General features: G+C 62.4%; 25 protein-coding genes. 3 read left to right on the top strand and 22 right to left on the bottom strand.

Annotation, left to right across the window (positions count from 1 at the left end; genetic code table 11):
* Positions 1-13 precede the first annotated feature (13 nt).
* Positions 14-280 (top strand): acyl carrier protein, encoded by a 267-nt coding sequence (locus NKI46_RS14840; RefSeq protein WP_023670883.1) that lies wholly within the window; start codon positions 14-16, stop codon positions 278-280.
* A gap of 54 nt (positions 281-334) precedes the next feature.
* On the opposite strand, the gene NKI46_RS14845 is transcribed toward NKI46_RS14840, so the two are convergent.
* Positions 335-1,027 carry a N5-glutamine methyltransferase family protein gene (locus NKI46_RS14845; RefSeq protein WP_023681023.1) on the bottom strand — a complete coding sequence of 231 codons (693 nt, stop codon included), beginning with the start codon at positions 1,025-1,027 and terminating at the stop codon, positions 335-337.
* Between the two features lie 506 nt (positions 1,028-1,533).
* Between NKI46_RS14845 and NKI46_RS14850 the strand changes: the two genes are divergently transcribed.
* Together NKI46_RS14850 and NKI46_RS14855 are read left to right on the top strand one after the other, a co-directional pair.
* On the top strand, positions 1,534-1,905 hold the full coding sequence (locus tag NKI46_RS14850) for a response regulator (protein WP_023670881.1): 372 nt from the start codon (positions 1,534-1,536) through the stop codon (positions 1,903-1,905).
* Positions 1,906-2,276: 371 nt separating this feature from the next.
* On the top strand, positions 2,277-2,480 hold the full coding sequence (locus tag NKI46_RS14855) for a hypothetical protein (RefSeq protein WP_155921622.1): 204 nt from the start codon (positions 2,277-2,279) through the stop codon (positions 2,478-2,480).
* Positions 2,481-2,652: 172 nt separating this feature from the next.
* On the opposite strand, the gene NKI46_RS14860 is transcribed toward NKI46_RS14855, so the two are convergent.
* The 21 genes from NKI46_RS14860 to NKI46_RS14960 all read right to left on the bottom strand — a co-directional run bounded on the left by NKI46_RS14860 (position 2,653) and on the right by NKI46_RS14960 (position 24,075).
* A complete protein-coding gene (locus NKI46_RS14860) occupies positions 2,653-2,838 on the bottom strand; it encodes a hypothetical protein (RefSeq protein WP_023681021.1) in 186 nt (61 codons plus the stop codon).
* A 1,461-nt stretch (positions 2,839-4,299) separates the two neighbouring features.
* On the bottom strand, positions 4,300-4,806 hold the full coding sequence (locus tag NKI46_RS14865; protein ID WP_050593150.1) for a flavin reductase family protein: 507 nt from the start codon (positions 4,804-4,806) through the stop codon (positions 4,300-4,302).
* 27 nt (positions 4,807-4,833) lie between these two features.
* The gene (locus NKI46_RS14870; RefSeq protein ID WP_352746753.1) at positions 4,834-6,264 is read right to left on the bottom strand and encodes an FAD/NAD(P)-binding protein; all 1,431 of its coding nucleotides are present in this window, start codon (positions 6,262-6,264) and stop codon (positions 4,834-4,836) included.
* Positions 6,261-7,436 (bottom strand): FMNH2-dependent alkanesulfonate monooxygenase, encoded by a 1,176-nt coding sequence (gene ssuD, locus NKI46_RS14875; RefSeq protein ID WP_023686773.1) that lies wholly within the window; start codon positions 7,434-7,436, stop codon positions 6,261-6,263. The genes NKI46_RS14870 and ssuD overlap by 4 nt, the downstream gene beginning before the upstream one ends.
* A 33-nt stretch (positions 7,437-7,469) precedes the next feature.
* The gene (locus NKI46_RS14880) at positions 7,470-8,717 is read right to left on the bottom strand and encodes an SfnB family sulfur acquisition oxidoreductase (protein WP_023739614.1); all 1,248 of its coding nucleotides are present in this window, start codon (positions 8,715-8,717) and stop codon (positions 7,470-7,472) included.
* Positions 8,714-9,505 carry an ABC transporter ATP-binding protein gene (locus tag NKI46_RS14885; protein WP_023739615.1) on the bottom strand — a complete coding sequence of 264 codons (792 nt, stop codon included), beginning with the start codon at positions 9,503-9,505 and terminating at the stop codon, positions 8,714-8,716. Before NKI46_RS14885 ends, NKI46_RS14880 begins: the two co-directional genes overlap by 4 nt.
* A 65-nt stretch (positions 9,506-9,570) precedes the next feature.
* On the bottom strand, positions 9,571-10,902 hold the full coding sequence (locus NKI46_RS14890) for an ABC transporter substrate-binding protein (protein WP_023739616.1): 1,332 nt from the start codon (positions 10,900-10,902) through the stop codon (positions 9,571-9,573).
* A 50-nt stretch (positions 10,903-10,952) separates the two neighbouring features.
* Entirely contained in the window at positions 10,953-12,002 is a 1,050-nt protein-coding gene (locus NKI46_RS14895) for a branched-chain amino acid ABC transporter permease (RefSeq protein ID WP_352746758.1), read from the bottom strand.
* Between the two features lie 3 nt (positions 12,003-12,005).
* Complete coding sequence (locus NKI46_RS14900; RefSeq protein ID WP_352746761.1) at positions 12,006-12,902, bottom strand: branched-chain amino acid ABC transporter permease; 897 nt, start codon at positions 12,900-12,902, stop codon at positions 12,006-12,008.
* Positions 12,902-13,804, bottom strand: a complete 903-nt coding sequence (locus NKI46_RS14905; RefSeq protein WP_352459485.1) for an ABC transporter ATP-binding protein — start codon at positions 13,802-13,804, stop codon at positions 12,902-12,904. The genes NKI46_RS14900 and NKI46_RS14905 overlap by 1 nt, the downstream gene beginning before the upstream one ends.
* Positions 13,805-13,855: 51 nt before the next feature.
* Entirely contained in the window at positions 13,856-14,956 is a 1,101-nt protein-coding gene (sfnG, locus tag NKI46_RS14910) for a dimethylsulfone monooxygenase SfnG (protein WP_023701791.1), read from the bottom strand.
* Positions 14,957-14,980: 24 nt separating this feature from the next.
* Positions 14,981-15,550, bottom strand: a complete 570-nt coding sequence (gene msuE / locus NKI46_RS14915; RefSeq protein WP_023670623.1) for an FMN reductase — start codon at positions 15,548-15,550, stop codon at positions 14,981-14,983.
* A gap of 304 nt (positions 15,551-15,854) precedes the next feature.
* The gene (locus NKI46_RS14920) at positions 15,855-16,097 is read right to left on the bottom strand and encodes a hypothetical protein (RefSeq protein WP_023706569.1); all 243 of its coding nucleotides are present in this window, start codon (positions 16,095-16,097) and stop codon (positions 15,855-15,857) included.
* Between the two features lie 248 nt (positions 16,098-16,345).
* The gene (locus NKI46_RS14925; protein WP_023707684.1) at positions 16,346-17,584 is read right to left on the bottom strand and encodes a Zn-dependent hydrolase; all 1,239 of its coding nucleotides are present in this window, start codon (positions 17,582-17,584) and stop codon (positions 16,346-16,348) included.
* Positions 17,581-18,429 (bottom strand): BtpA/SgcQ family protein, encoded by an 849-nt coding sequence (locus NKI46_RS14930; protein WP_352746765.1) that lies wholly within the window; start codon positions 18,427-18,429, stop codon positions 17,581-17,583. Before NKI46_RS14930 ends, NKI46_RS14925 begins: the two co-directional genes overlap by 4 nt.
* Complete coding sequence (locus NKI46_RS14935; protein ID WP_352459481.1) at positions 18,426-19,337, bottom strand: ribokinase; 912 nt, start codon at positions 19,335-19,337, stop codon at positions 18,426-18,428. The genes NKI46_RS14930 and NKI46_RS14935 overlap by 4 nt, the downstream gene beginning before the upstream one ends.
* Positions 19,338-19,339: 2 nt before the next feature.
* Complete coding sequence (locus NKI46_RS14940) at positions 19,340-20,110, bottom strand: glutamine amidotransferase (protein WP_352459480.1); 771 nt, start codon at positions 20,108-20,110, stop codon at positions 19,340-19,342.
* A gap of 9 nt (positions 20,111-20,119) precedes the next feature.
* Positions 20,120-21,229, bottom strand: a complete 1,110-nt coding sequence (locus NKI46_RS14945) for a phosphotriesterase family protein (RefSeq protein ID WP_352459479.1) — start codon at positions 21,227-21,229, stop codon at positions 20,120-20,122.
* A 1-nt stretch (position 21,230) separates the two neighbouring features.
* Complete coding sequence (locus NKI46_RS14950; protein ID WP_352459478.1) at positions 21,231-22,241, bottom strand: ABC transporter permease; 1,011 nt, start codon at positions 22,239-22,241, stop codon at positions 21,231-21,233.
* Positions 22,238-23,038 (bottom strand): ATP-binding cassette domain-containing protein, encoded by an 801-nt coding sequence (locus tag NKI46_RS14955; RefSeq protein ID WP_502896817.1) that lies wholly within the window; start codon positions 23,036-23,038, stop codon positions 22,238-22,240. Before NKI46_RS14955 ends, NKI46_RS14950 begins: the two co-directional genes overlap by 4 nt.
* Positions 23,039-23,133: 95 nt before the next feature.
* On the bottom strand, positions 23,134-24,075 hold the full coding sequence (locus NKI46_RS14960; protein ID WP_023739627.1) for an ABC transporter substrate-binding protein: 942 nt from the start codon (positions 24,073-24,075) through the stop codon (positions 23,134-23,136).
* Between the last annotated feature and the right edge of the window lie 95 nt (positions 24,076-24,170).

Genomic DNA, 24,170 nt, shown 5'->3' on the forward strand with positions numbered 1-24,170 from the left:
GGAGGACGAATTCATGTTGACCATCAAGGAACGCACCGGAATCTACAGCGAGCAGATTCGTAGTTTCTTGGTTTCAAATTTCTACGTCAGCGACGTCAAGGCATTGCTGGATGACGCATCCTTGCTCGATCAAGGCATTGTCGACTCGACGGGTGTGCTTGAGATTATCGGGTTCATCGAGGAGACCTTTGGCATTACCGTCGAGGACAGCGAACTTCTGCCTGAAAACCTCGATTCCATCCAGGGGATCGAGCAATACATCATCCGCAAAATGAACTGATGGGTGAGCGTAACGCCCAGAGCAGCCCCGTATTTGGTCTGACTGTCGCAGGATTCATGCCTGCGTCTTGACTTGCCCCAGAACCACCCGGCCCTCGCCTGCTTCGTTCGAGACCGAACGGATGTTCTCGAATGCCTTGCTGCGTTCCAGCAGACCCGCTACCTGTCGGTCTTGGCCAAGCCCGACCTCGAAGAGCAGGATGCCGCCACGCCGCAGGTATCGCGGTGCGTCTTTCAGTACGCGCATATGAATGCTCAGGCCGTAAGGGCCGGCTGCGAACGCCTCGCGCGGCTCAAGCTCGATCAGATGGGCGCGGTCGCCCTCGAGCCGCTTTTCAGAAATGTAAGGCGGATTGCAGACGATTACGTCGATAGTTCCGTCTAACCCAAGGCCGATGAGAGAGTCGAACAAGTCGCCCTGAAGCACCGAAAGACGCTCAGCCATGCCGTGATGTGAGGTGTTGCGGCGTGCCGTTTCGACGCATTCATCGGTGAGATCGCTTGCCCAGACAAGGGCGCTGGGCACATGGTAGGCGATCGCGCACGCCAGATTCCCAGTGCCGCAGCACATATCAACTATGCGCGGAGCCGGCAGGTTCATCTGATGCAACACACCAAGCGCGGTCTTGCCGAGCAACTCGGTTTCAGGTCTGGGGACGAGCGCACCGGGCGAAACCAGCAGTTCAAGTCCCATGAAGATGGCGCGGCCGGCGCCATAGGCATCAGCTACACTGAACTCTTTGCTCATGGCCGACCCCATCGCTTGATCTCCCCAGTATAGATCTGCGGCGCTCATGCGCCAGCCAAACCTGCTCCGAAATCATGAATTCTCAAGCCTTTCCTTCGAAAAACTGCAGGTACAAACTCGGTGCATCGCACTTCTGACGCTCATTGACCGACCGCAATCTCAGGTCGCCCAAGATGGAGAGAGAGAGAGAGAGAGAGAGAGAGAGAGGTGCTACTCATGCTTGAAGAGCCAATGGCGTGGTACGGAGGCTTTTAGATTTTGCGGATCGTGGAGAGGGGTAAGCGCCTATCCAACTCTCGATGGAGCGGAGGCGGACCGCAGCTCCATTGACGCGCTAATCTTCGGCTCCGGTAATTCAGCAAGTGGTCGGTGGAAGCGCCTGCGCTCCAGCATCAGCCTCACCTTGCTGCATGGAGAGGTTACCTATAGGTTTGCGGACATGTCGAAACAACTGTCCGAAGGTCTCGGATCGACATCTCATTTCCGGTCAATCGCAGAGAGGGGCCGTGAGCGAAAGCGTGAGTGTTCTGATTGTTGAGGATCAATGGCTAGTCGCGCAGGACACTGCCGCGCGGCTGCGTCGCGCCGGTTATCAGGTGGTCGGACCTGTGCCGTCGGTATCTGCCGCTCTGCGTCTTGTCGAATCGGACAAGATTGACGTGGCGTTGCTAGACATCCAGCTGAACGGTGAAACGGGTCTGCCGGTGGCGAGGATATTGCAGGCGCGAGGCATCCCCTTTGCTTTCTTGTCGGGATTTGGCCCCGCCGACGTTCCCGCGGCTTTCCGCGACTGCAGATTCCTGCCGAAGCCGGCAACCGATGCTGTCATCCTTGCTGCTGTCAGCGAGTTGGCGTCCCTGCGCACAGCTTCGCGCTGACATTCGCTCCGACCGAATTATTACCGGAGTTGCGCCCTGGCGACCTGATAGGCCGGGCGAGGTCAGTTTCACACAAGGCAACATTGGAGCTTTGGCCAGGAGGACGGCGGACTACGACCGTCGAGGACGGAAATTCAGCGTTCAAAAAGCATCCGCCGGGGTTCCACTTCTCGGCCTGTTGGCGGCGATTTGGACTTAGGTCCGATCCCGGTCGCCAGAGGTCGGATTGCGGAACATCTGCCAAGGACCCACGTTCGGGTTTGAGCACGGAGGTGCCGGCCGATCTCGAAGCGCAAGTTTCACGGGCAACTGTTGGGGAGTGTCGTAGTGCCGATTTCAAACGATATGGGGGACGAGTACCTGGAACTGGAATGTCCAAACTGTTCTCATGTCATCATAAAAAAGGGATCGTGGTTGAAGGTGATATCCAACTTCAACTGCACCCAATGCCATGCAAAAATCAGAATTGGTTATATGACCAAGCTCGCGCTTTTCGAGAAAAAAAGGCAAAGCATGAACCCGGCTGCGCAGTGAGCGTCCTGGCGGCCCGACAGTCGTTTGGGGTGGTGCGTTGAACCGTCGGGCCTGACCGGCCCGATGGCGGGGGAGCCAGGCCGGCTGGGTGAATCGTATACATTAGATCGTGCTTATCAAGCCCAAATCCGCGGCGCGACATCGCCTGGTGGGCAACGGTGAAACCCGCGCCCGTATACGCGCTAGGAGGAACGTCGGCGGTCAACATGCCGCTCATTCGTAGAGAGTGCGAACAGCTTCATCAAACAGCTCCACCTCGGCTTCAACCTTTTCAGCCGCTTTATCGACCTTGTCGAAACGCTTCAGCATTCGGTTGTGGAGCATGGACAAGCGTGCGGCATGGTAGACCACACTGCGCTTGTAACCTTCAGAGTCGAGTGGTTCGAACAACATTGTCATGGCAGCAATCCTCAATGTTTTCCGTCCTGCAATCCTTCCCTAGTAAATCGTCAATTAACTCTTTCGTTCCGCTGGTGATGCGAAGGCGCCCGAATGAATAACTCGTTGCGTCTCCAGACTGCACGAGCGTGATTCGTCTGTCCGAGGTTGGGCCTCAAGGCTTGCGCTTGCCTCGCCTGTTCGGCTCGTGCTGCGTCAGTCACGATGGACGGCCAGCTTCAGTTTTCAATCGCGTTGGGCGTGAGTTGAATACCGGCGCTGCCAAGAAATTGCCGATGATCAACCTGCTCTGTGGGACCGATCAACCCGTCAGGAGCGACGAACCGAGCCGGCTTGTATGATCGGCCCGCCGCTGGGACGCGAGCGGATCGAAGATCACGTCGGCAGGTGCTCTGCCCTCTCTGGGACGCCGGCGCCGCGCGCACTTACTGAAAAAACCCAAACAGAATAAGAGCGAGAAAGGCAAACAGCAGCGCTGCAGCCGCTAGCAACACACCTTTGTTGGAGCCCCGCCGAGGTTGAGGGTCAGGCACGAGTTTTTTCCGGTTTGGGAGTTCATTCATTGGACATTAATTTGCGGCTGCAAATTAGGTTCCGCTCATGCTTGGATGCCTACAATGCCGCCCCACAGCGCCCTACAGGCGCACGACCTTCGCTAGCCATAGGCGTATCCGCTGGCCTTCTGCAAAGGACAACGCGAACGATTCCTGATTGAATGACCGGGCAATTTCCTGATCTTTCTCATTGATTTCGTTTAGCTGGTTTACTTACTGATGTTGCGAACGACAGATGTCGCCGAAACCACAACGTAGAAACACGGCGACTGCAAATCCTAGTTTAAGCCACTCGAGCAGAAGATCGGAGCGATGCCTATGTGCCGCCGAAGCGCAAGAAGCCGCTGCGGGACATGCCAGTCTCGCCAGCGCTAGTTAGGGCTGCCGGCGCGAATCTAGCGTTTCTTCGGCTTCGGCGTGATGTCCTGCGACCCGCGCCTTGTCGCCATTTTTCGCGAGAACACCAGATTTTGCCTTGTCCTTACTGGTCGGCAACTCTGGACCGCAGCGACCGACGGCGCCGGGCGCCAGTGGCAGATCGGTCGTGGCCTTCAACGGCAAGCACCGCATGCGCGCGGGCATGACTTCTTCGTTGCCGTAGCAATCGCAATCGGCTGCCCAACGGCAGTGCCTGGCCGCTACGCGCCACGGAAGAATTGTTCCTCTCAAGCCTCTTGCTGGAAAAGGGCTTCCGCAAGTTCAACAACAACGCGCAAAGCCCGTATTGGCTCACATCCAAACAATCGCACATAGTGCTCCCGCGCCATCTCGGTCGCGTTTTCGCATTTTGGGTGTGTGCGGCGCGTCTCGGCGAAGGGCTATGGAGAATTCGTATTTCGTTCCTTTCGCCGCCTTGAATGAGACCAAGAATTTCATGGCTGTCAGAAAACGACACGTACCAACCCGCTCACGACGATCCATAGGCGCCGTGATGATAGATCAGTGCCGGACCGGGCTCTCCGCTCACCACATGCCGGACGCTGCCGAGGATTAGCGCATGGCTGTGGCGAACTATGGTATCCTCGACGGTGCAATCGACCGCGGCAAGCGCACCTTCGAGCGCCAATGCGCCGCTTGCAAGGGTGGACCAGCGTGCACCCTCGTAGCGAGCCTGCCCCTTGAGGCCGCCTCGACCAGCAAAACGGTCGGCAATCGCGATCTGGTCGGCGCGCAGCACATTCACGCAGAAGTGCCGATGCCGGCTGATGGCTGCCCATGTCGACGAGCTCAGGTTGATGCTGACGACCATCACCTCCGGTTCGACCGACAAGGAATGGGCTGTGGTAATTGTTGCGCCCGTCCGCTCGTCGCCGATGCCTGCGGTGACCACGGACACGGCTCCGGCCAGGTGTCGCATCGCAAATTTTAGGGAGATCCGGGTTTCATCCGGCAGAATGCGTTCGGTTAGTGTCATCTGGATAGCCTCATCGTGTTTGCAGTTTCACGACGCCCTGCGACGCAACGCCGTCTTGTATCCCAACCATTGGTGAATTCCGGTGGCGATGCTCTCGGCATGGGCGGTGACTTCAGGGATGCCCATCAGCTCGCCGACGCTGCCGCGCGCCAGCGGTCCGCTGATGAAAATATTGTCGGCCGGGTGACCTGACGCACCGACCGCGCGGCCGTGGCTGTCGATGTCGAGACCAAGGCCGGTTGGGTCGAGACGGACCAGGCCCAGATGTCCAAGGGTGGCGATCGCCGTGTTGGTGCGAAGAATGTCGGCATGCGCCGGCCCGGTGGTCACGATCACGCTGTCGAACGTCTCGACGATGAGGTCGTGTCGGCGCCTTGACCGCTGCGTGACGCGGAGACGCCCGTCGGCCTCATCGGCCTCGACAATCGATGCGGCGCGATAAACAAGCGTCCCCTCGACAAGGCGGCGATCCAGCACGGCCGCTACCTGTGGCGCGATGCGGAAGCGATGCACGTCCCAGAGCGCGCGAAGATGGCGCAGCACGCGGCGCTGCTCTGCGAGCGGCAAGGCCTGCCAGATCAACTGCCCCTGACGCCGGACAGCGTCGAGGACCGGATACCAGTCTTCGCCCTGTCGCGTCGCTGCCGCGATCGTGGCCCGGATGTGCCCGAGCAGCACCATGGCGCTGCGTAAAGGCAAGCTGGTGAAGTCGCCTATCGGGTCGCCCTGCATGGCGGCCTGCACATGCGAGCGATAGCCATGGCGCGACAGTGCCGTGATGCGGCCGCGATGGCCCTTGCGGTCGAGCGTTGCAATGACGTCGGCCGAGGTCAGACCGGTGCCGACGATGAGAACATGGTCGTCGCGCGCGATCGCCTGCAGCCGTTCGAGATCGTAGGGATTGGCCACCAATCCGGCGACTGAGGCCACGCTGCGCAGCGGCGCCGGGAGGGCCGGCAATGGATGCGTCGCCGCGATCACCACAGCATCGGCGGAAAGCGTTGCGCCATCGGACAGGACAAGCCGGTAGCCCTCGCCACTGCGCTCGACCCAAGCAACTTCGGCCCTGACATGGCGGATCGCCTTGCTTTGCAGGAAGGGCTGCAGATGGGATTCGACATAGCGGCCGAAGACCCGACGCTGCGGGTAAATCGCGCCGCTGGCGGCGATGGCCTGCGTATCGTCCAGAATAGCGCCGGTCTGCTCCAGCCAGTCGGAAAAATGGCCCTCCTCACCTGAGATCAGCGTCATCCTGGACGCCCGCACGTTGATGCGGTGCGAGGGATCGGCCGTCGAATAGGCCAGACCATAGCCGAGCGCCTCGCGCGGTTCGACGACCACGATATTGGCTGCATCGGCGGGCAGCAGCCGCGCCAGGTGAAACGCGGTTGCGGCGCCGGAAAAGCCGCCGCCAATGATGGCGACCGTCAGTTTCCCAGCCCTGCGGGAAGCGCTCAAGACTGGCTCGCGCGCAGCGCCGATGGTCGATGATCTCCGGCCACCGTTTCGCCGAACGGTCCCATGTTCACCGTCGTCGGCCGGGTCGAGATTTCGTGATCGAGCGGTAGCAGCGGCAGCACCAGTTCGCCGAAGCGATAGGCTTCCTCCAGATGCGGATAGCCGGACAGGATGAAGGTATCGATGCCAATCCTTCGGTATTCGTCGATCCGTTCTGCCACGGTCGCCGCGTCACCGACCAAGGCGGTGCCGGCGCCGCCGCGCACGAGGCCAACGCCGGCCCAAAGGTTCGGGCTGATTTCGAGCTTGTCGCGGCTGCCGCCATGCAACCGGCTCATGCGCGACTGGCCAACCGAATCCATGCGGGCGAAAACCTTCTGTGCCTCGGCGATCGTCTTGTCGTCGAGGCGGCTGATCAGCCGATCGGCATCGGCCCAGGCCTCGTCATTGGTCTCGCGAACGATGACATGCAATCGGATGCCAAAGCTCACTTCGCGGCCGGCCTTTTCGGCAAGGCCGCGCACATGCTCGACCTTGGCGGCGACGTCCGCCGGCGGCTCGCCCCAGGTGAGGTATTTGTCGATCTGCTCGGCGGCGACCGCATTGGCCGCGTCCGACGAGCCGCCGAAATAGAGCGGCGGGTGCGGCGTCTGCACCGGCGGGAACAGCAACCTGCCATCTTCGATGTGGAAATGCTTGCCTTCGAAGGCTACGGTTTCGCCGCTGAGCACGGCCTTGTAGATGTCGAGAAATTCCCGCGTCACCTCATAACGCTCGTCATGGCTGAGGAATATGCCATCGCCCTTGTTCTCGACCGGATCGCCGCCCGTGACCACGTTGATCAGCAAGCGCCCGCCCGAAATGCGGTCGAGCGTCGAGGTCATGCGCGCGGCGAGCGTCGGCGACTGCAGCCCTGGACGGACCGCAACGAGAAAGCGAAGTCGTTGCGTTAGCGGCGCCAACGCCGACGCCACCACCCAGCTGTCTTCGCAACTGCGCCCGGTCGGCAGCAGCGCGCCATAATAGCCGATGGCGTCGGCCGCCTTGGCGACCTGGGTGAGATAGGGCAGGTCGACCGCCCTGCCGCCCTCGGAGGTTCCGAGATAGCGGCTGTCGCCATGGGTGGGCAAGAACCACAGGACCTTGATCCTGTCGGGGGTGGCAGTGCTCATGAATAGTCCTTTGTGACTTTACGGCGTTCCCGCTCAGCTCCAGGCGTGGAGGGGCGGGTTGACCTCGTTCAGGTAATAGTTGCCGAGGATCGCGTATTTCCAGCGGACGGGATCGTGCAGGGTGTGGGTGCGCGCATTGCGCCAGTGGCGGTCGAGATTGTGCTCGGCCAGCGTGGATCGCGTGCCGGCGAGTTCGAACAGTTTGTTGGTGGCGTTGATGGCAATCTCGGTGGTGAGGATCTTGGATTCGGCGACCGCGATCTGCGCTTCCGCGACCGTCTTCTCGTTAGGATCGGCCACGGCGCGGTCGACCGCAAGGCCGGCCTTTTCCAGAATAGCCTCGGCCGCATTGGCGCGCAGGCGGAGGTCGCCGATCGCCTGGATCGTATAGGGATCCTGCCAGGCATGATCGACGCCGCTGTCGATCCACGCGCGCGATCTGGTGCGCACGAAGCTGACCGTCTCGTCGATCGCCGCCTTGGCGATGCCGAGATCGACCGCCGCCTGGATGATCTGGAAGATGGGTCCGTCGGCTGTCGGTTTGTCGTACCCCTTGTAGCCGGGGACGAGATGCGTCTTCGCCACCTTCACATTGTCGAGCAGGACCGTGCCGGAGAGCGTCGTCTTCTGGCCGAAGCTCGACCAGTCATCGATGACGGTCAGTCCGGGCGCGCCGCGATCGGCGATGGCATACCAGGCGCGCCCCTCGTCATCGAGCGCCACAATCGGCACCAGATGGGCGAGCAGGGCGCCGCTTGAATAGAATTTCTGGCCGTTGACCACGACATGGTCACCGGCATCGACAAACTTGGTCTCGAAGTCGGCGGCACGCCTGGAGCCGAACTCGGAAAACGCGTTGCCAAAGCGCGTGCCGGACAGTGCCTCGGCGAAGAGCAGCTTTTTCTGCGCCTCGTCCGAAACCGTGCGGATGGCGGCGACCACGCCGAGATGGTTCTGCGGAATCTGGCCAAGCGAGGGATCAGCCGCCGAGATGATGGTGATCACCTTCGAGAGCGTCACATAGGAAACCTCCGGCCCGCCATGGGCCTTCGGCACATTGATCGACCACAGGCCGCTCTGCGAAAACGCATCCAGCTCTTCCTTCGGCCAGATGCGCTCGCGATCCCGCTTCGACGCTTCCCTGGTGAATTCAGTGGCAAGTTTTTCGGCGATGGCGATCGCCTCGGCATCGGTCTTGATGATATGCGCCTTGGCCGACGGGCGCTCGACCGGAGGCACGGCGACGCGCGCGTCGGACGGCTGCTTGGATTGGATGGTCATGCTGCAGTCTCCTGGGGAAAGTGTTGCGATGGAAGCGGCGCGCCGCCGAGATAGTAGATCTTGATGTCGTCGCGCTGGCGCAGGTCGGCAGCCGACCCTTCCAGCACGCTTTTACCGTTTTCGAGCACGGTGGCGCGGTCGGCATATTTCAGCGCCACCGCCGAATTCTGCTCGGCGACAAGGATCGAAAGACCCTCGTCCCGATTGAGCCGCTTCAAAGCGCTGAAAATCTCGTCGACGATCAGCGGCGCGAGCCCCATCGAGGGCTCGTCGAGCACGAAGAGTTTCGGCCGCGACATCAGCCCGCGACCGATCGCCGTCATCTGCTGCTCGCCGCCGGAGGTGAGGCCGGACCGCGTGCGCCGTTTCTCGAGAAGCCTCGGAAACAGCGCGTAGACACGCTCAAGGTCGGCCTTCACGCCAAGGCGCGAGGACGAGCGCCCGAGCGCACCGGTCAGAAGGTTCTCCTCGACCGTCAGCGAGCGGAAACAGTGCCGGCCCTCGAGAACCTGGACCAGGCCCTTGCGGACAAGGTGCGAGGGGCTTGCCCTTGAAACATCCTCGCCATCGAAAATGATCCGGCCGGCGGTAACGGCGCCGCGCTCTGCCGGCAGAAGATTGGATGCGGCTCGCAACAACGTCGTCTTGCCGGCGCCATTTGAGCCGAGCAGCGCAACGATCTCGCCCTTGCCGACCGAGAGGTCAACGCCATGCAAAGCGGCGATGGCGCCATTGTAGACGGCCTCGACGCGGCTGACCGACAGGATCGGATTTTCCGGGCTGGACATCGATAACTCCGCTGCGAAGATGGATGGCACGGCCGGCCCGCGGGCCGGCCGTGAGCTCTTCAAACTCAGTTGCTGACCACCGCATCGGCGTCTTCGGCCGTGCGGATCTTGAGGCCCTTTTCCTTGGCATAGGCCTCGGACGACTTCTCGATGATCGGGCGCAGCAGATTCCAGTCCGGCGCGATCCAGTCGGACACGACGTTCCACTTCTTGCCGTCCCACTGCTGGAAGGTCACGTAGCCGTCACCTTCGTGATTGTCCCAAGAGACGTTGATCGAGTGGAACAGGTCCTTGGCACCGAGCGCCTCGACGCGCGCCGGGTCGAGCTTGAGGTGTTCGAAGCCCCAACGGACCTCATCGCCGGTCAGCGTGCGATTGCCGAATTTGGCCTGCGCGATGCGGATGGCTTCGACATTGAGGATGCCGTTGACGATGCCGAGATTGTGGTAGACCGAGCCGATGCGGCTCTTGTCCTCGAGATTGCCCTTGCCGGCGTCGTAGACCGTCTTGACGATCTCCTTGACGACCGGGTAGTCGGCGCCAGACGCCTGGGTGGTGATGGCGGTGTAGCCCTTGGCGGCGTCGCCGGCGGGGACGACGTCCTCTTCAGAGTTGGACCAGACGTTGCCGACGATGTGATCGGCCGGGAAGCCGGTCTTCTGCGCGGTCTTCAGCGCAACCGGGTTCATCACGCCCCAGCCGCGCAGCACGACATAGTCGGGACGATCGCGACGGATCGTCAGCCACTGTGCCTGCTGCTCGTTGCCGGGGTGCGGAACCTCGATCTGCGACAGTTCGAAACCGTATTTCTGCGATAGCAGCTCATAGATCGGGATCGTCTCCTTGCCGTAGGGCGAGCCGTGATAGAGCACGACGATCTTCTTGCCCTTGAGCTTGTCGAGGCCGCCTTCCTTGGAGGCGATGTAGTTCACGATGCCCGATGTTTCGCTGTAGGGGTTGAGCAGCAGCGGGAAGACGTAAGGGAATACCCGGCCGTCGGTGGTGTCGGTGCGGCCGTGATTGATGGTGATAAGCGGCACCTTGTCGTCGGTGATGCGGTCGATCATGGCGTAGGCGATGCCGACCGAGAGCGGGTTCCAGGCGGCGATGCCGGGATTGCTCTTCAACCGTTCGTAGACCTCGACGCCCTTCTCGACCTCATACTGGGTTTCGCCCTCGCTCCAGGTCAGCTTGACGCCATTGACGCCGCCGTCGCGGATGTTGATCAGGTTGAGATAGTCGATGAAGCCGCCGAAGAAGCCGGTGCCGCCCGCGGCATAGGGGCCGACGCGGTAGCTCTGCAGCGGGAAATATTGTTCGTCGGCATGGACGGCTGTCGCGCCGAGCACGAAAGCGGTGGCGATCGCCGCTTTCTTGAGGTGACTGAAGAAGGTCATGAGTTGCGTCTCCTGAGGTTTTGGGTCCGTGAGAGAATGTCGAGCGGCGCTCAGCTGGACCTTGAGCCGATCCGTCGTTTCAGGCGGTCGAAGAGGGCCGACAGCCCGTTCGGTTCCGCGATGAGGAAAATGATGATGAGCGCGCCAAGCACGATGCGCTGGCTCATGTCGAGCACACCAGAATCGAACAGGCCGCCGAACACGAAGGCGCCGAGCCGAGACAGAACGAGCGGGAAGACGACGATGAATGCGGCGCCCAGAAACGCACCGCGTATCGAAGCCAGCCCGCCGATGATGATAATGAACAGGATCTGAAACGAGCGGTCTAGATTGAAGCCGGCCGGCTCGACCGTGCGCAGATAGGTGAAGGCCCACAGCACGCCGGCGACGCCGATGATGAAGGATGAAATGGCGAACGCCAGCAGCTTGGTCGTAAGCACCGGGACGCCTATCACTCGCGCGGCGGTTTCGTTGTCGCGCACCGCGATGAAGTTGCGGCCGGTGGCGCTGTTGACCAGCCGCCAGACCAGCGCCGTCAGCACGATGACGGTGGTGACGGAAAGCAAATAGCGGCCGGTGGCGCCGTCGAGCGAAAACCCGGCTACGGCAAGGTGCGGTGCAGAAATCACCCCGGACGGATTGTCGTTGGAGAACCAGCCGAACTTGGTCAGCGCCCACTGCACGAAAAACTGGGCGGCCAGCGTCGAGACAGCGAGATAGAAGCCGCGCAGGCGCAGGCTCGGCAATCCGAAGATGACGCCGATGCCGGCGGCCGAAATTCCCGCCAGGATCATGGTCGCCGCCAGCGGCAGTCCTTCCACCCGCAGGTTGAAATTGTATGCGGCGAAGGCGCCTACCGCCATGAAAGCGGAGGAGCCAAGCGAAAGCTGGCCGCAATAGCCGGTCAAGAGGTTGAGGCCGACTGCCGCCAGGCTGAGCGCCAGGAACGGCAGCAGGATCGCCTCAACCAGATAGCTCGAGGCATAGGCCGGGATCAGGCCGTAGGCGACGACGATCAGCACGGCCGGCAAAGCGAATTTCCGGGCGAACTTCTGCCAGTCGATTGGAAGCCTGGCGGCGTCGAGCGCTTGCACGGCCATCGGTCAGACCCTTTCGACGGTTTTCTGGCCAAACAGGCCGGAGGGGCGCACCAGTAGGACAACCAGCGCCAGCGCATTGGCGAACCAGCCTTCGATGCCGCCGCCGACGAAGGGTCCGAGATAGACCTCAGCGAGCTTTTCGCTGGCGCCAATGACGAGGCCGCCGACGATGGCGCCAAGGATGGAATCGAAGCCGCCAAGCACCAGCACCGGCAGCGCCTTCAACACGATCAGCGAAAGCGAGAACTGGACGCCGAGGCGTGCGCCCCACAGCAGTCCCGCGACCAGCGCCACGAAGCCTGCAGCCGTCCACACCGTTCCCCAGATCCGCGGCAGCCGCAGCCCGACGGCAAGTGCCGCGAACTGATCGTCGGCGACGGCGCGAAAAGCCAGCCCGATCCGCGTCCAGTAGAAGAATGCGCTCAAGCCGGCCACCATCGCCGCGGCAATGCCGGCCGCGAGCAGATCGAACGACGAGATGAGGATGCCACCGACCTCGAAAGGCGTGTCGTCGATGCCGAGATCGAGCCCGTGCACCTGCGTTCCCCAGATCAGCTGGGCTGCACCCTCGATGATGTAAGACAGGCCAAGCGTGGCCATGAACAGCGTCATCGGCGATCGGTTGACCAGCGGCCTGAGCACGGTTCGCTCGATGGTGAAACCCAGCGCGACCATGACTGCGAAGGTGATGAGCAGCGCAAGCGCAAACGGGATGCCGCGTTCGACCAGGCTGACAAAGGTGAGTGCCGCAAACAGCACCATCGACCCTTGCGCGAAGTTCAGCACACCCGACGTCTTGTAGATCAGCACGAAGCCGATGGCGACGAGCGAATACATGACTCCCGACAACAGGCCGCCGACCAGCACTTCGACAACGAAGAGAAAATCATAGTAGCTCATCAGATGCCCTCGCCATCCTCGCCCCCGGCGGTGCCGAGATAGGCCCGGATCACGTCCGGATCGGCGCGCACTTCGGCCGGCGTGCCGTCGGCGATCTTGCGGCCGTAATCGAGCACGGCGACGCGGTCGGATAGGCCCATGACGACCCCGATGTCGTGCTCGATTAGAATGATGGTGACGCCATGCCGGTCGCGCGCGGCGCGCACGAACCCGGCCATCTCGGCTTTCTCGGTCGCCGTCATGCCCGCCATCGGTTCGTCGAGCAGCAGGATCTTCGGCTCGGCAACCAGCGCTCGCGCCAGTTCGACCCGCTTCTGCAAGCCGTAGGGCAGCGTCGCGACCAGCCGATCGGCGACCGTTTCCAGATGCAGGAAGGCGATTGTCTGGTCGACCTTTTCGGCAATCGCAGCATCTTCGCGCCTGGCGCGTGGCAGGCCGGCAATATGTTCGACGAAACTGGCGCGCCTGGTGTGGACGCCGCCCGACGCGATGTTGTCGTGCACGGAAAGCCCGGGAAAGAGCGCCAGGTTCTGGAAGGTGCGCGCGACGCCCAGACGTGCCAGACGGTTCGCGGGCACACGGGAGAATGACTGGCCGGCGATCGCGATCTTGCCGTGGTCGGCGTGATAGAGGCCGCTGATGATGTTGATCAGCGAGGATTTGCCTGCGCCGTTGGGGCCGATCACGGCGCGGATTTCGCCGCTCTTGACCTCGAGATCGACATCGCTCAGCGCCGTGACACCGCCGAACGAAATGCCAATCCCGCTCAGAGTCAGGATCGCATCGACCTTTGCCGACAGGCGCGCCGGGCGCGTGTCCGTGAGTGGACCAGCGCCAGCAAGAATGCCGGGGATTTCGGGCGCACGCTCGTATGCGGCGGCTCCCAGCGAAGCACCAATCATGACACGTTCCTGATTTTGAAGGAGTGCGCGGCCCGCAGGCCGCGCCCTGGCCTATTCGGCGGCGACAAGCTCCCTGTCACGCGCCGCTTCCAGTTCGCGCACCAGCGGGATGATGCGCTTACCGAAGAACTCGACCTCTTCCTGGAAATGCAGGAAGCCGAGCAGGATCAGATCGGCGCCGGCATCCTTCAGCTTGAGGATGCGTTCGGCGATCTGTTCCGGCGTGCCGATGAGATTGCTGCGGAAGCCGTCATTGTACTGCACGAGATCCTCGAGGGACGACTTCGCCCAGTTGCCCTCGCCTTCCGGCGAGGCCTTGCCGGCATTCTTGACCTGGTCGGCAAAGCCCTGCACCGCTTCGGGATTGGCCTTGGCGACGATCTCGTCCAGCACGGCGCGTGCTTCCGCCTCGGTTTCGCGAGCAATGGCAAAGGCGTTAACGCCGATCTTCACCTTGTGGCCATTCGCCTTCGCCTTGGCCTTGATATCGTCGACCTGCTTCCTGATCTCTTCGGGCGTGTTGCCGTTGGTGAAATACCAGTCGGACACCCGCGAAGCCATGTCACGCGCGGCGCGCGACGAGCCGCCCTGGAAGATCTCGGGCTGCGGATCGATCGGCTTCGGCTTCATCGAGTAGTTGGTGAAGCGATAGAAGTCGCCCTTCAGCGTAAAATTGTCCTCGGTCCAGATGCCGCGCAACGCGCGGATGAACTCCTCCGAGCGGCGGTAGCGCTCGTCATGGTCGAGCCACAGCTCGCCGATGGCGGCGAACTCGCCACGGAACCAGCCGCTGACGACATTGACGGCCACGCGGCCATTGGTCAGGTGGTTGATGGTGGCGATCTGCTTGGCCGCCAGCGCCGGGTTCCATGGACCGGGCAAGACGGCGGCAATCACTTTCAGCGTTGTGGTGGCGGCCAGCAGCGCGTGGCTGAACGACACGGATTCGTGCTGGTTGTCGGCGCCGTAGCCGGCGGTGAAGCGGATCTGGCTCAGTGCGTAGTCGAAGCCGTTGGCCTCTGCGATCTGGGCGAGCTTGCGGTTGTAGTCGATGTCCCAACCGGTCCGCTGCTCGATGTTGGAGATGACCAGGCCGCCGGAGACGTTCGGAACCCAGTAGGCGAATTTCAGGCCGTCGGAATGAGACGTCATGTCGTTGTTCCCTGTTTGGTTGGCTCAGCCGACGCGCGCTGCGGCGGCGGCATTTGCATGGTTGGAATTGAGCAGTGAAACCGCTTCGGATGCGGCCCGTGAAATGCGTTCGCGTATCGCCTCGCCGACGATTTCGGCGCCGATGAAATCGTCGGGCGCCCCATAGACGCCGGTCGGTACGGTGACGGCGCCGAAAAAGCCGAATAATGGCCGCAGCTGATGTTCGAGAACCAGGCCATGGTATGGACTTCCGCCTGTCGCCGCGAGAAGCACGGTCTTGCCGGCGAGCGCGCGATAGTCGACGAGGTCGAACAGGTGCTTGAGGGCGCCGGTGTAGGAAGCCCGATAGACAGGCGTTCCGACCACGAGCAGATCGGCCTTCTCGACGCGCTGGATGATTGCTTCGCCGGACGCGCCGAGGGCGCCACGGGACAGCCCGACGAAAAGCGAAGGCGCCGCCTCGGTGATTTCGATCAGGCCGGTGTCTGCCGGGACGCGCAACGCCACGTCCTTGACCAGCGCGTTCACCACCGCGGTTGTGCGCGATGGCGTGCTTACGCCGCCGGATATTCCGAGAACCGATAGCCTTGCCAACTCGTCAATCTCCCAGACCCTGCATGCGCATCGGTCATTTCCAAACCGGGGCAGACGATATTCGACAAAATCTATAGAGATAAGGAACGACGTTTCGTTTTTCGCCTTTGGCGAGAAAAATCCGGTTCTGCTAATGTGCGGTAGCAACGTCCATCTGGCGATGGCCGGGAAGGATCAAAACGGCTCGCAGTCATCTATCGACATTTTTGAAAGCGCCGATGCCTTTGGGCAATAAGGTTCGTTGCCATGATGCCTGGCGTCGCCGTCGCGCAATACTACGAAGCGGCTTCCCTTGCCGGCGACGTCACCAGTTTCTGGGTGCCCAATCGGGATTGTCTCTTTCCATGGTGCGCGACATTGGCTTTAGGATTAACCGCAGCGACAGTTGGGACACACGCATCCCTGTGGACGCCTCGAGTGCGACAACGTCCAGCAGCGCTGGACGGCTGGACGGCGCCAGTTGCTCGCGATCGACACGGGCAAGCTCTATGGCGGGCGTGGGGATTTCCTGCCGGTGGCCGAGGCGATAGCCCAGCAGATCGTCCATCTCGGTAAGTCGACGAGATCGTCACCGCCTAGCACCCACGGCGTCAATGACGGCCCAGGGATCTGGTGGGCTTTTCTGCTGGGTCAGGTGTTGAATGTGGGCCGATCGTACGTCCGCGATCAATCCGCCGCAGCTCGGCGGCCTTGATCACCCGTTGCAGCCCGCCGACGTCACGAAATGACGGACGGGCACCAGGAAGTCCCACGGGTTGCCTCTTCACGCCAGCACGCCTGTGCCACCGTCGCTGCCTAAGAGGCGGCGACGGTGGCCGCTTGAAGCAGAACCCGCGCGCCGGTAACCGCGTGGGCAGGCTCCACATATTCCGCCTCGTTGTGGCTCAGCCCGTCACGGCACGGCACAAAGATCATCACGGCAGGCGCCACCCGGGCGAGGAACAGCGCGTCATGGAATGCACCCGAGATCATCTGTTTGTGCGGCAGCTGTAGGGAATTGGCGGCCTCCTCGACGGTTTTGACCATATCGGGAGAGAATGCCGCCCCCGGCATGTCGAACGACCGCCTGATCGTTACCGTGCAATGCTGAGCTTCTGCCTCCGCCGCGCATACCTGGCGCAGTTCTGCTTCGATGGCATCGAGCCGCTCTACCCGCGGATGCCTGATATCGACGGCGAAGACCACAGACTGCGGTATGGCGTTGATCGATCCCGGCTGGGCGGTGACCCGGCCCACCGTCAGCCTTGCGCTGCTGTCGAACGGCATGATGGTCGTCTGGAGCCTGTGAATCGCGGCAACGGCCGCGACCATCGGATCCCTACGGTAGGCAAGGCCGGTTGTACCGGCGTGACCGGCGGCGCCCTCAATGCAGACCTCCAGCCAGCGCGTACCTTGCACGGCTGTGACGATACCGATCGGCAACCGCTCCTTTTCCAGCGACGGTCCCTGTTCGATATGCAGCTCGATGTAGCCGGATATCGGCATGCCGAGGGGGCGAAGGGTTGCCTCTGGCAAGGCGGAGATCGTTGCCCCGAGCTCCTCTGCGAGGGACGCACCGTCGCTGCCGACTATGGACCGCCATGCGGAAATGTCGGCTCCGGTGAAGGCCATGGAGCCCATGACACCCGGCGTAAACCGGCTGCCCTCTTCATTGGCCCAGGCGACGACCTCGATCGGCATCCGAGTCTCGGCCCTCGCGTCCTCCAGCGCTTCGAGCGCCTCGAAGGCGGAAAGCGTGCCGAGCGCTCCATCGAAGCGCCCGCCGGTCGGCTGGCTGTCGAGGTGGCTGCCGATCAGCAGCGGCGGCAGGGTGGCATCCGTGCCATCGCGGCGGACGAAAAGGTTTGCCATGGCGTCCTGGAAAACCGCGAAGCCGCGCGCGAGCGCCAATTCCGCCAACAGGCGCCGGGCGCCGCGATCCTCAATGCTGAACGCCTGTCGGTTTACGCCACCGGCTGGCGTCGCGCCGATCCGGGCGAAGGCATCGAGCCGGCCCAGCAGCCGCTCGCCGTCGATCTCCGGCACTAAAGTCACCGCTTGAGGCCGCGGATGAAGGCCTTCACCCGTTGCGGATCGACCTGATTCCACCACACTCCATCATGTTTCAGCGAGCTGGCGACAATGACGCCGTCGACGATGTCCAAGATATCGTTGGCGTTGTCGGGTGTCACCCCGCTGCCGACAAGCGTCGGCAGTCCGGCGGCGTCCTTGATCATCCTGATGTAGCTGAGGTCGGCGGCGTGGCCAGTGCGCTGGCCGGTGGCGATCACCGCGTCGGCATCGAAGAACACGAGGTCCTTGACCTGCTCCTCGATCGGCCGGTCGCCGACGATCGCGTGGGCGCCATGCTTGACATGCGCGTCGGCGAAGATGCGGATACCGTTGGCCCGAAGCCTTGCGCGGAAACGCATGGCGCGCGCCGCTTCGCCTTCGATAAAGCCCTCGTTGGCGACATAGGCGTTGGCCCATTGATTGACGCGCACGAAGGAAGCACCGGAGGCACTGGCGATCGAAAGCGCGGGAATGGAGGCATTGGCAAGCACATTGATGCCGATCGGCCGGCCGAATTCGCGGCGGATGCGGTCGGAGACGACGGACATATAGGCTGAAGTCTCCGGCCCAATGTCATCCGGCTTAGCAAAAGGCACGTCGCCGTGGTTTTCGACGATCACGCCGTCGCAACCGCCATGCAAATAGGCTTTCGCATCGTCGAGGCCGCGTTGATATATGGCCTCGACCGCCTCGCCATCGTAGCGCGGCGCACCCGGCAAGGGTGCAAGGTGAACAACGCCGATCACCACCTTGCTCCTGCCGAAGATCGACTGCAGCACATCATCCGCGACCTGGCCAATGGGTTTGGAGTTAGGGGAATTTGTCATGCGGTTTTCGCTTCCGTCGTTTCCATAAGCACTTTCATTTCCCGTCTGTCGGGGCAGGAACCGAGCGTGCCGGCGCGCCCGACCGAGATGGCTGCGGCGCGGACCGCAATCCGCGCTGCCGCGGGGAGCTCCATGCCGGCCGCAAGGCAACCAGCGAGGCAACCGCAAAAGACGTCGCCCGCGCCGCTGGTGTCTAGCACGGCCACGCTGGGCGCCGCGATCCGGTCGATCCGTCCTTCGCCATCGGCGACAAGGCAGCCGAGTGCGCCAAGCGTCACGATGGCAGCGCCGGCGCCCTGACGGATCAAGTCGCGGGCCGCCATGGCAGGGTCGCCAGCCCCGGTCAGTTGCGCCGCTTCGCCCGCGTTGGCGATGACGACGCTGACGTCGCTCAAGCCCGGTGTGTGGTCGGCCGCAAGCGGGCTCGGATTGAAGATCGTCATCGCTCCCGCGCCGCGCGCCACCTTCAGGCAAGTGGCCGTCATATCCGGAGCCAGATTGCCCTGAAATACCACGATATCGCCGCGTTCGATCGCTCGGGTAAAACCGCTGTCGGCCATAGGATTGTACGCGGCGGCGCAACTGGCTCCGGTGACGATCAGGTTCTCGCCCCGCGCATCGACCATGATCGTTGACCGATCGCTGGGCAGTGGCAGTACCGCCAGATGGCTGGCATCGAGATCGCGGCTCAACTGCTCTGCGATCCAGGCTCCGGCGGGATCGTTGCCGATCGCGGCACGGAAGCGAACATCGGCTCCGGTGCGCGCCGCGGCCACCGCCTGGTTCGCACCCTTGCCGCCAAGTCCGTCAGCATGTTCCGATGCGTTCAGCGTCTCGCCTGCCGCCGGAAACCGGTCCAACTGAAAGGTTGTATCGACGCAAACATTACCGACGACATGGACGCGCATGGCTAATCCCTGGCCGTTGCCCAGCCTAGCATCTGTTCGAACAACGTCTTGTAGCCATTCCAGGCGATGAAGCCCGGCGGCAGCCAGTGCGGGCCGACATCCGACGTCCAGGCGACGGTGCGGCCCTGGCCATATTTGCCGGTCACCAGCAGCGGCAGCGAACGGTAGTCGGAAGAGACGGTGGCGAGAACTTCCGCGCCGTCCTTGACCGTGACCTCGTTGAAGCCAAGCAGGATTGGCCAATCCTTGCCGAGGCCCTTGAGGATCGGATGGGTCTGCGGGCCGACGACGACCGGCGCATAGCCTTCTGGAACCTCGACACGGTCGTCCACCGGCAGGCAGATGACCGGCAAAACGTCCTCAACCGGCGTCTTGTGATAGCGCGCGCCACCATTGATGCCTTGGAAGCTGTAATACCCGCCGAACATCAACAGGCCGCCGCCATTGCCGACATAGTCGCGCAACAGGCGCAGCCGGTTCGGCGTCGGTTTGGAGTGGATCCAGGTATCGGGGTGAAGCAGCAGCGTGTTGGCTCCAAGATCGGAGAGCACGACCGCGTCATAGGCCGAAAGCGCTTCCATGGTCTGCGGGAAATTCCGCTGTGCCTCATGCGCCGGCATGAAGGTGACGTCGAATAGGCTGTCCTTCAGCGCGGCCAGCAACTCATCGGCACCGGTGTGATAGGTCACGGTGGGAAACTGATCGAAGCCTTTGATGTGGGTCGCGGTCGAGACCCAGGACTCGCCTGCGAGAAGAACCTTCCTCCTGGACATGTAGTCTCCCTATCTTGTTTTGGAGCCGCGGCTGAGGCCCTCGGCGAACACAGTCTTTGGATTGTCGATGAGCATCGTGTCGATTGCCGACTGCCCGACACCATGGCGCTTCAGTCTCGGCACGAAATGCTTGAGGATGAAGCCGTAGCCGAAACCGCCGAAGCGGGTCAGCATGATCTTGAGAAAGACGTCCTGCGACAGCAGAATCCTGTCGAGCAGTCCCATGTCGATCAGCGAGCGGATCGCCTGCGCATTCTGCTCGTCGGACGGCGATTGCGCGTCCTGGTCGGCATAATAGAAATCCATGCCGATCATGTCGTATTCCAGGAAGGCGCCACGCGCGGCGAGGCTTTGCTGGTAGGCAAGATCGTTGTGGCTGGGGTTCATGTGGCAAAGCACCGTATGCCGGAGATCGGCGCCTTCTGTCTCGACCACGTCAAGCACATCATGCGCCAGCCGCTCCCAGCCGGGCAGATGGATCGTCAGCGGCACGCCGGTCATCTTGGCCGCACGGGCGGAGGCCCGCAGCGACTTGCGCTCCTCGTCGGTAAAATCCTTGCTGACGCCAACCTCGCCGATGATGCCGGCAATGATTTCGGGCTGCGCCGACCCGCCGCCGACATCATTGACGAGGAATTCGGTGACATCGTCGACGTCCATCGCTTTCAGCCAGTCGGGGTGGGTGTGTTGCAGATAGAAGCCAGTGCCCATGACGATGCGCAGTCCCGACGCGCGGGCAATGCGCGCCAGCTTCGCCGGATCGCGGCCAATGCCGATATTGGTTGCATCGACCACGGTATGGCCGCCGAGCGCCCGGTACTTCGCCAGTTCCGACAGCGCCAGGTCGCTGTCGTCGAGCGAGACGTTGTCGCGGTTCATGTAGGGGTTCATCCGCAACTCGCCGATGATCTCCATGCTGACCGGCTGCTCGGCGATCTTCTTCTCGTCGGGATGGCAAGGGCATTTCCACGATGTCGCGCCATCGAGCAGGATATGCTCGTGCATCAGCGTCACGCCCATATCGGCGATCGCAACCGGGCCGGTGACGGTCATCACCGTGCCGGAGCGAACACCGATCGGCGCCCGTTCCCTTGGCTTGTCGTCGAACAGATGATCCATGTCAGCGGCTCCGCGTTGCGCCCTTGAACAGGCGGAAATTCAGCCAGATGGCAACGAGGATGATTGTGCCGGTAACGATCGGCGTCAGGAATGGGGACATGTGCGCCAGGATCAAGCCGTTGCCGATGACCGCGACGGTCAACGCGCCGAGCACAGTGCCGATGATCGTACCGCGCCCGCCGAACAGACTGGTGCCGCCAAGCACCACGGCGGCGATGACATCGAGCTCGAAACCCTGGCCGGCATTCGACGAGCCGGAACCGAGCCGGGCGGCGAGGATGATGCCGGCCACCGCCGCCGCCATGCCCGACAGGATGTAGACGAAGAGCGTCATGAAGCGCGTATCGACACCGGCTCGGCGCACGGCCTCTGTATTGGCGCCGATGCCGGTGACATAGCGGCCGAACGGCGTCTGGTTGAAGGCGAGATAGGCAATGATCAGCACGACAAGGGCGAGCAGCGCCGGTACCGGCACGCCGAGAAACCAGGCCCTGCCGATGTTGACGAAGAAGCTGGTCGGTTCGACCGGGATCGAATAGCCGCCGGTGATCAGCAACGCCACGCCGCGGATGACGGAGAGCCCGGCAAGGGTGACGATGAAGGGCGGTATCCGCTCGTAGGCGATGAAGAAGCCGTGCAAGGCGCCGATCGCAGCACCAAGCGCCAGCATGGCGATGACGACCAGCGGCCATGGCAGGTCGGCCTGCAGGAAAACCGCCGACAGCGTTGCCGTCAGCGCCAGCACGGAGCCGACCGAGAGGTCGATGCCGCCGGTGGTGATGACGAAGGTCATCGCGGCCGCAACGATCAGCAGCGGCGCCGACTGGCGCGCGATGTTGAGCAGATTGGGCGTCGTCAGGAAGGAACCGGTGATCAGCGAGAAGACCGCGCAGACGACGATGAAGAACAGCGCAATCGAGACGACGCTGCCATTGGCTAACGCCACATCCTTCCACGTGCTGTTGTGAGCGCGTTTGGGCGAGGCGCCAACACCGGCGGAGGTAACGTTCATGGTTGGACCCCCTCATCGCGGCTTGCGCGGGCCGAGCGCGCGGTGAATTTGCGGCCGACGATCAGGTTGACGACCTCCTCGATGCTGGTCTCGCCGATCTTGCGCTCGGCGACATTGCGGCCTTCGTACATGACCTGGATACGATCGCAGACCAGGAACAGATCCTGCAGCCGATGGGTGATGAGGATGACGCTGACGCCCCGGGCGCTGACGGCGCGGATGAGTTCCAGAACCGCCTCCACTTCCGCCACCGCAAGGGCGGCCGTCGGCTCGTCCATGATCAGCACCGACGGATCGAAGGAAGCGGCGCGGCCGATGGCGATCGACTGGCGCTGGCCACCGGAGAGGTTTTCGACCTTGAGCCTGGTGTCGGTGATGACGATGCCGAGCCGGTCGAGCATCTGGCGCGTCTCGCCATGCATGCGCTTGTTGTCGAGAAAGGGGACGCCGAGAACGCGGCGACGCGGCTCGCGGCCGAGGAAGAGATTGCCCGCCACATCCACCGTGTCGCAGAGCGAAAGGTCCTGGTAGACCATCTCCACCCGCGCGGCGCGGGCATCGGCCGGCGACGAGAAAGACGCCGCCTTGCCATCGATCTCGATGGTGCCGGCATCAGGAATGACCGCACCGGACAGCACCTTGCTCAAGGTGGATTTGCCGGCGCCATTGTCGCCGACCAGACCGAGCACTTCGCCAGGCTTCAGGTTCAGCGAGACATCGTCCAGCGTCTGGATAGGGCCGTACCGTTTGGAAATACCGGTCATCCTGACGCGGTAGGTCTCGCCATCGCTCATCATGGTTCCAATTCTCTGGGCGCGACATGTTCAATCGGTCGCCGGGCCGCGCAGGCAACCCTCGGGTCAATGCGCAGCCCAGCGGTCCGGGGAGGATACTACTTGAACATGTCCTTGAACTGGCCGACATTTTCCTTGGTCACGATGGTGATCGGAACGTTGATGATCGGGTCGATCTTCTCGCCCTTCTTGAGCTTGACGAAAGCTTCGATGGCAGCCTTGCCTTCACCGGCCGGATCCTGCTGGACGACAGCGACCACCCAGCCCTCTTCGAGACCCTGCACCGCCGACTTGGTCAGGTCCCAGCCGAACACCTTGACGTCGCCCGTACGGACCTGGCTGGAGACGGCGGAAACCGCGCCGAGCAGAGCCGGCTCGCCGGTCGCGTAAAGCGTCGTCATGTCAGGATTGGCGGTCATCAGGTTTTCGGAGGCGGACAGGGCGACGTCCTGGACGTTCTGGCCGTCGACCGTGTCGAGGAAGGTGACCTTCTGGCCGCTGTCGGTGACAGCCTTCTTGAAGCCGTCGAGGCGCTGGTTCTGGATAAACGAATTGAGCGCGCCAACGACGCCGATCTTGGCGGTGCCGCTCAGCTTAGTCTTCACGTATTCGGCGTAGAACTTGCCGATATCCTCGCCTGCCTTCGTGTTGTCAACGCCGACGAAGGCGACGTTGTCGCCATTTGGGATCTGCGCGTCAATGGCGATGACCGGAATGCCGGCGGCTTTGGCCGCGGTGATGGCCGGCTTCACACCGTTGACATCGATGGCGACGAGAATGATGCCGTCGACCTTCTGGGTGATGTAGTTCTCGATGGCGTCGTTCTGCGCGCTTGGTACATTGTTGGCGTTGAAGATGACGAGGTCCACGCCGGCAGCCTTTGCGGCAGCCGTTGCGCCGTCATTGATCTGGTTGAAGAACAGGGCCTGCTGGTTGATGGTCACCAGCGCATAGGTCTCGGCCATGGCGGAAGCAGAGCCGAGGGCGAGGGTCATGGCGATGGCTGCGGCGCAGCCTGAAAGGATCTTGGTAAGACGCATTCCGGTTCCCCTTGGTTTTCTCGAAAAGGCCCTTGATCGGGCTCACGTGGCGCCTGAGCGCAGAGCATATTTCAAGATGCTTGATTTCTTGTCAA

Source organism: Mesorhizobium sp. M0615 (assembly GCF_040320805.1).
Lineage (GTDB): Bacteria > Pseudomonadota > Alphaproteobacteria > Rhizobiales > Rhizobiaceae > Mesorhizobium.

Coding starts and splice junctions, on each gene's coding strand:
- ssuD (WP_023686773.1), bottom strand. CDS start 7,436: ATGAGCACTGCCACCCCCGACAGGATCAAGGTCCTGTGGTTCTTGCCC.
- NKI46_RS14840 (WP_023670883.1), top strand. CDS start 14: ATGTTGACCATCAAGGAACGCACCGGAATCTACAGCGAGCAGATTCGT.
- NKI46_RS14960 (WP_023739627.1), bottom strand. CDS start 24,075: ATGCGTCTTACCAAGATCCTTTCAGGCTGCGCCGCAGCCATCGCCATG.
- NKI46_RS14845 (WP_023681023.1), bottom strand. CDS start 1,027: ATGAGCAAAGAGTTCAGTGTAGCTGATGCCTATGGCGCCGGCCGCGCC.
- NKI46_RS14895 (WP_352746758.1), bottom strand. CDS start 12,002: ATGGCCGTGCAAGCGCTCGACGCCGCCAGGCTTCCAATCGACTGGCAG.
- NKI46_RS14865 (WP_050593150.1), bottom strand. CDS start 4,806: ATGACACTAACCGAACGCATTCTGCCGGATGAAACCCGGATCTCCCTA.
- NKI46_RS14905 (WP_352459485.1), bottom strand. CDS start 13,804: ATGATTGGTGCTTCGCTGGGAGCCGCCGCATACGAGCGTGCGCCCGAA.
- NKI46_RS14885 (WP_023739615.1), bottom strand. CDS start 9,505: ATGTCCAGCCCGGAAAATCCGATCCTGTCGGTCAGCCGCGTCGAGGCC.
- NKI46_RS14855 (WP_155921622.1), top strand. CDS start 2,277: ATGTCCAAACTGTTCTCATGTCATCATAAAAAAGGGATCGTGGTTGAA.
- NKI46_RS14945 (WP_352459479.1), bottom strand. CDS start 21,229: ATGGATCATCTGTTCGACGACAAGCCAAGGGAACGGGCGCCGATCGGT.
- NKI46_RS14890 (WP_023739616.1), bottom strand. CDS start 10,902: ATGACCTTCTTCAGTCACCTCAAGAAAGCGGCGATCGCCACCGCTTTC.
- NKI46_RS14920 (WP_023706569.1), bottom strand. CDS start 16,097: ATGGACGATCTGCTGGGCTATCGCCTCGGCCACCGGCAGGAAATCCCC.
- NKI46_RS14955 (WP_502896817.1), bottom strand. CDS start 23,038: ATGATGAGCGATGGCGAGACCTACCGCGTCAGGATGACCGGTATTTCC.
- NKI46_RS14930 (WP_352746765.1), bottom strand. CDS start 18,429: ATGACAAATTCCCCTAACTCCAAACCCATTGGCCAGGTCGCGGATGAT.
- sfnG (WP_023701791.1), bottom strand. CDS start 14,956: ATGACGTCTCATTCCGACGGCCTGAAATTCGCCTACTGGGTTCCGAAC.
- NKI46_RS14940 (WP_352459480.1), bottom strand. CDS start 20,110: ATGTCCAGGAGGAAGGTTCTTCTCGCAGGCGAGTCCTGGGTCTCGACC.
- NKI46_RS14935 (WP_352459481.1), bottom strand. CDS start 19,337: ATGCGCGTCCATGTCGTCGGTAATGTTTGCGTCGATACAACCTTTCAG.
- NKI46_RS14860 (WP_023681021.1), bottom strand. CDS start 2,838: ATGACAATGTTGTTCGAACCACTCGACTCTGAAGGTTACAAGCGCAGT.
- NKI46_RS14950 (WP_352459478.1), bottom strand. CDS start 22,241: ATGAACGTTACCTCCGCCGGTGTTGGCGCCTCGCCCAAACGCGCTCAC.
- NKI46_RS14880 (WP_023739614.1), bottom strand. CDS start 8,717: ATGACCATCCAATCCAAGCAGCCGTCCGACGCGCGCGTCGCCGTGCCT.
- NKI46_RS14900 (WP_352746761.1), bottom strand. CDS start 12,902: ATGAGCTACTATGATTTTCTCTTCGTTGTCGAAGTGCTGGTCGGCGGC.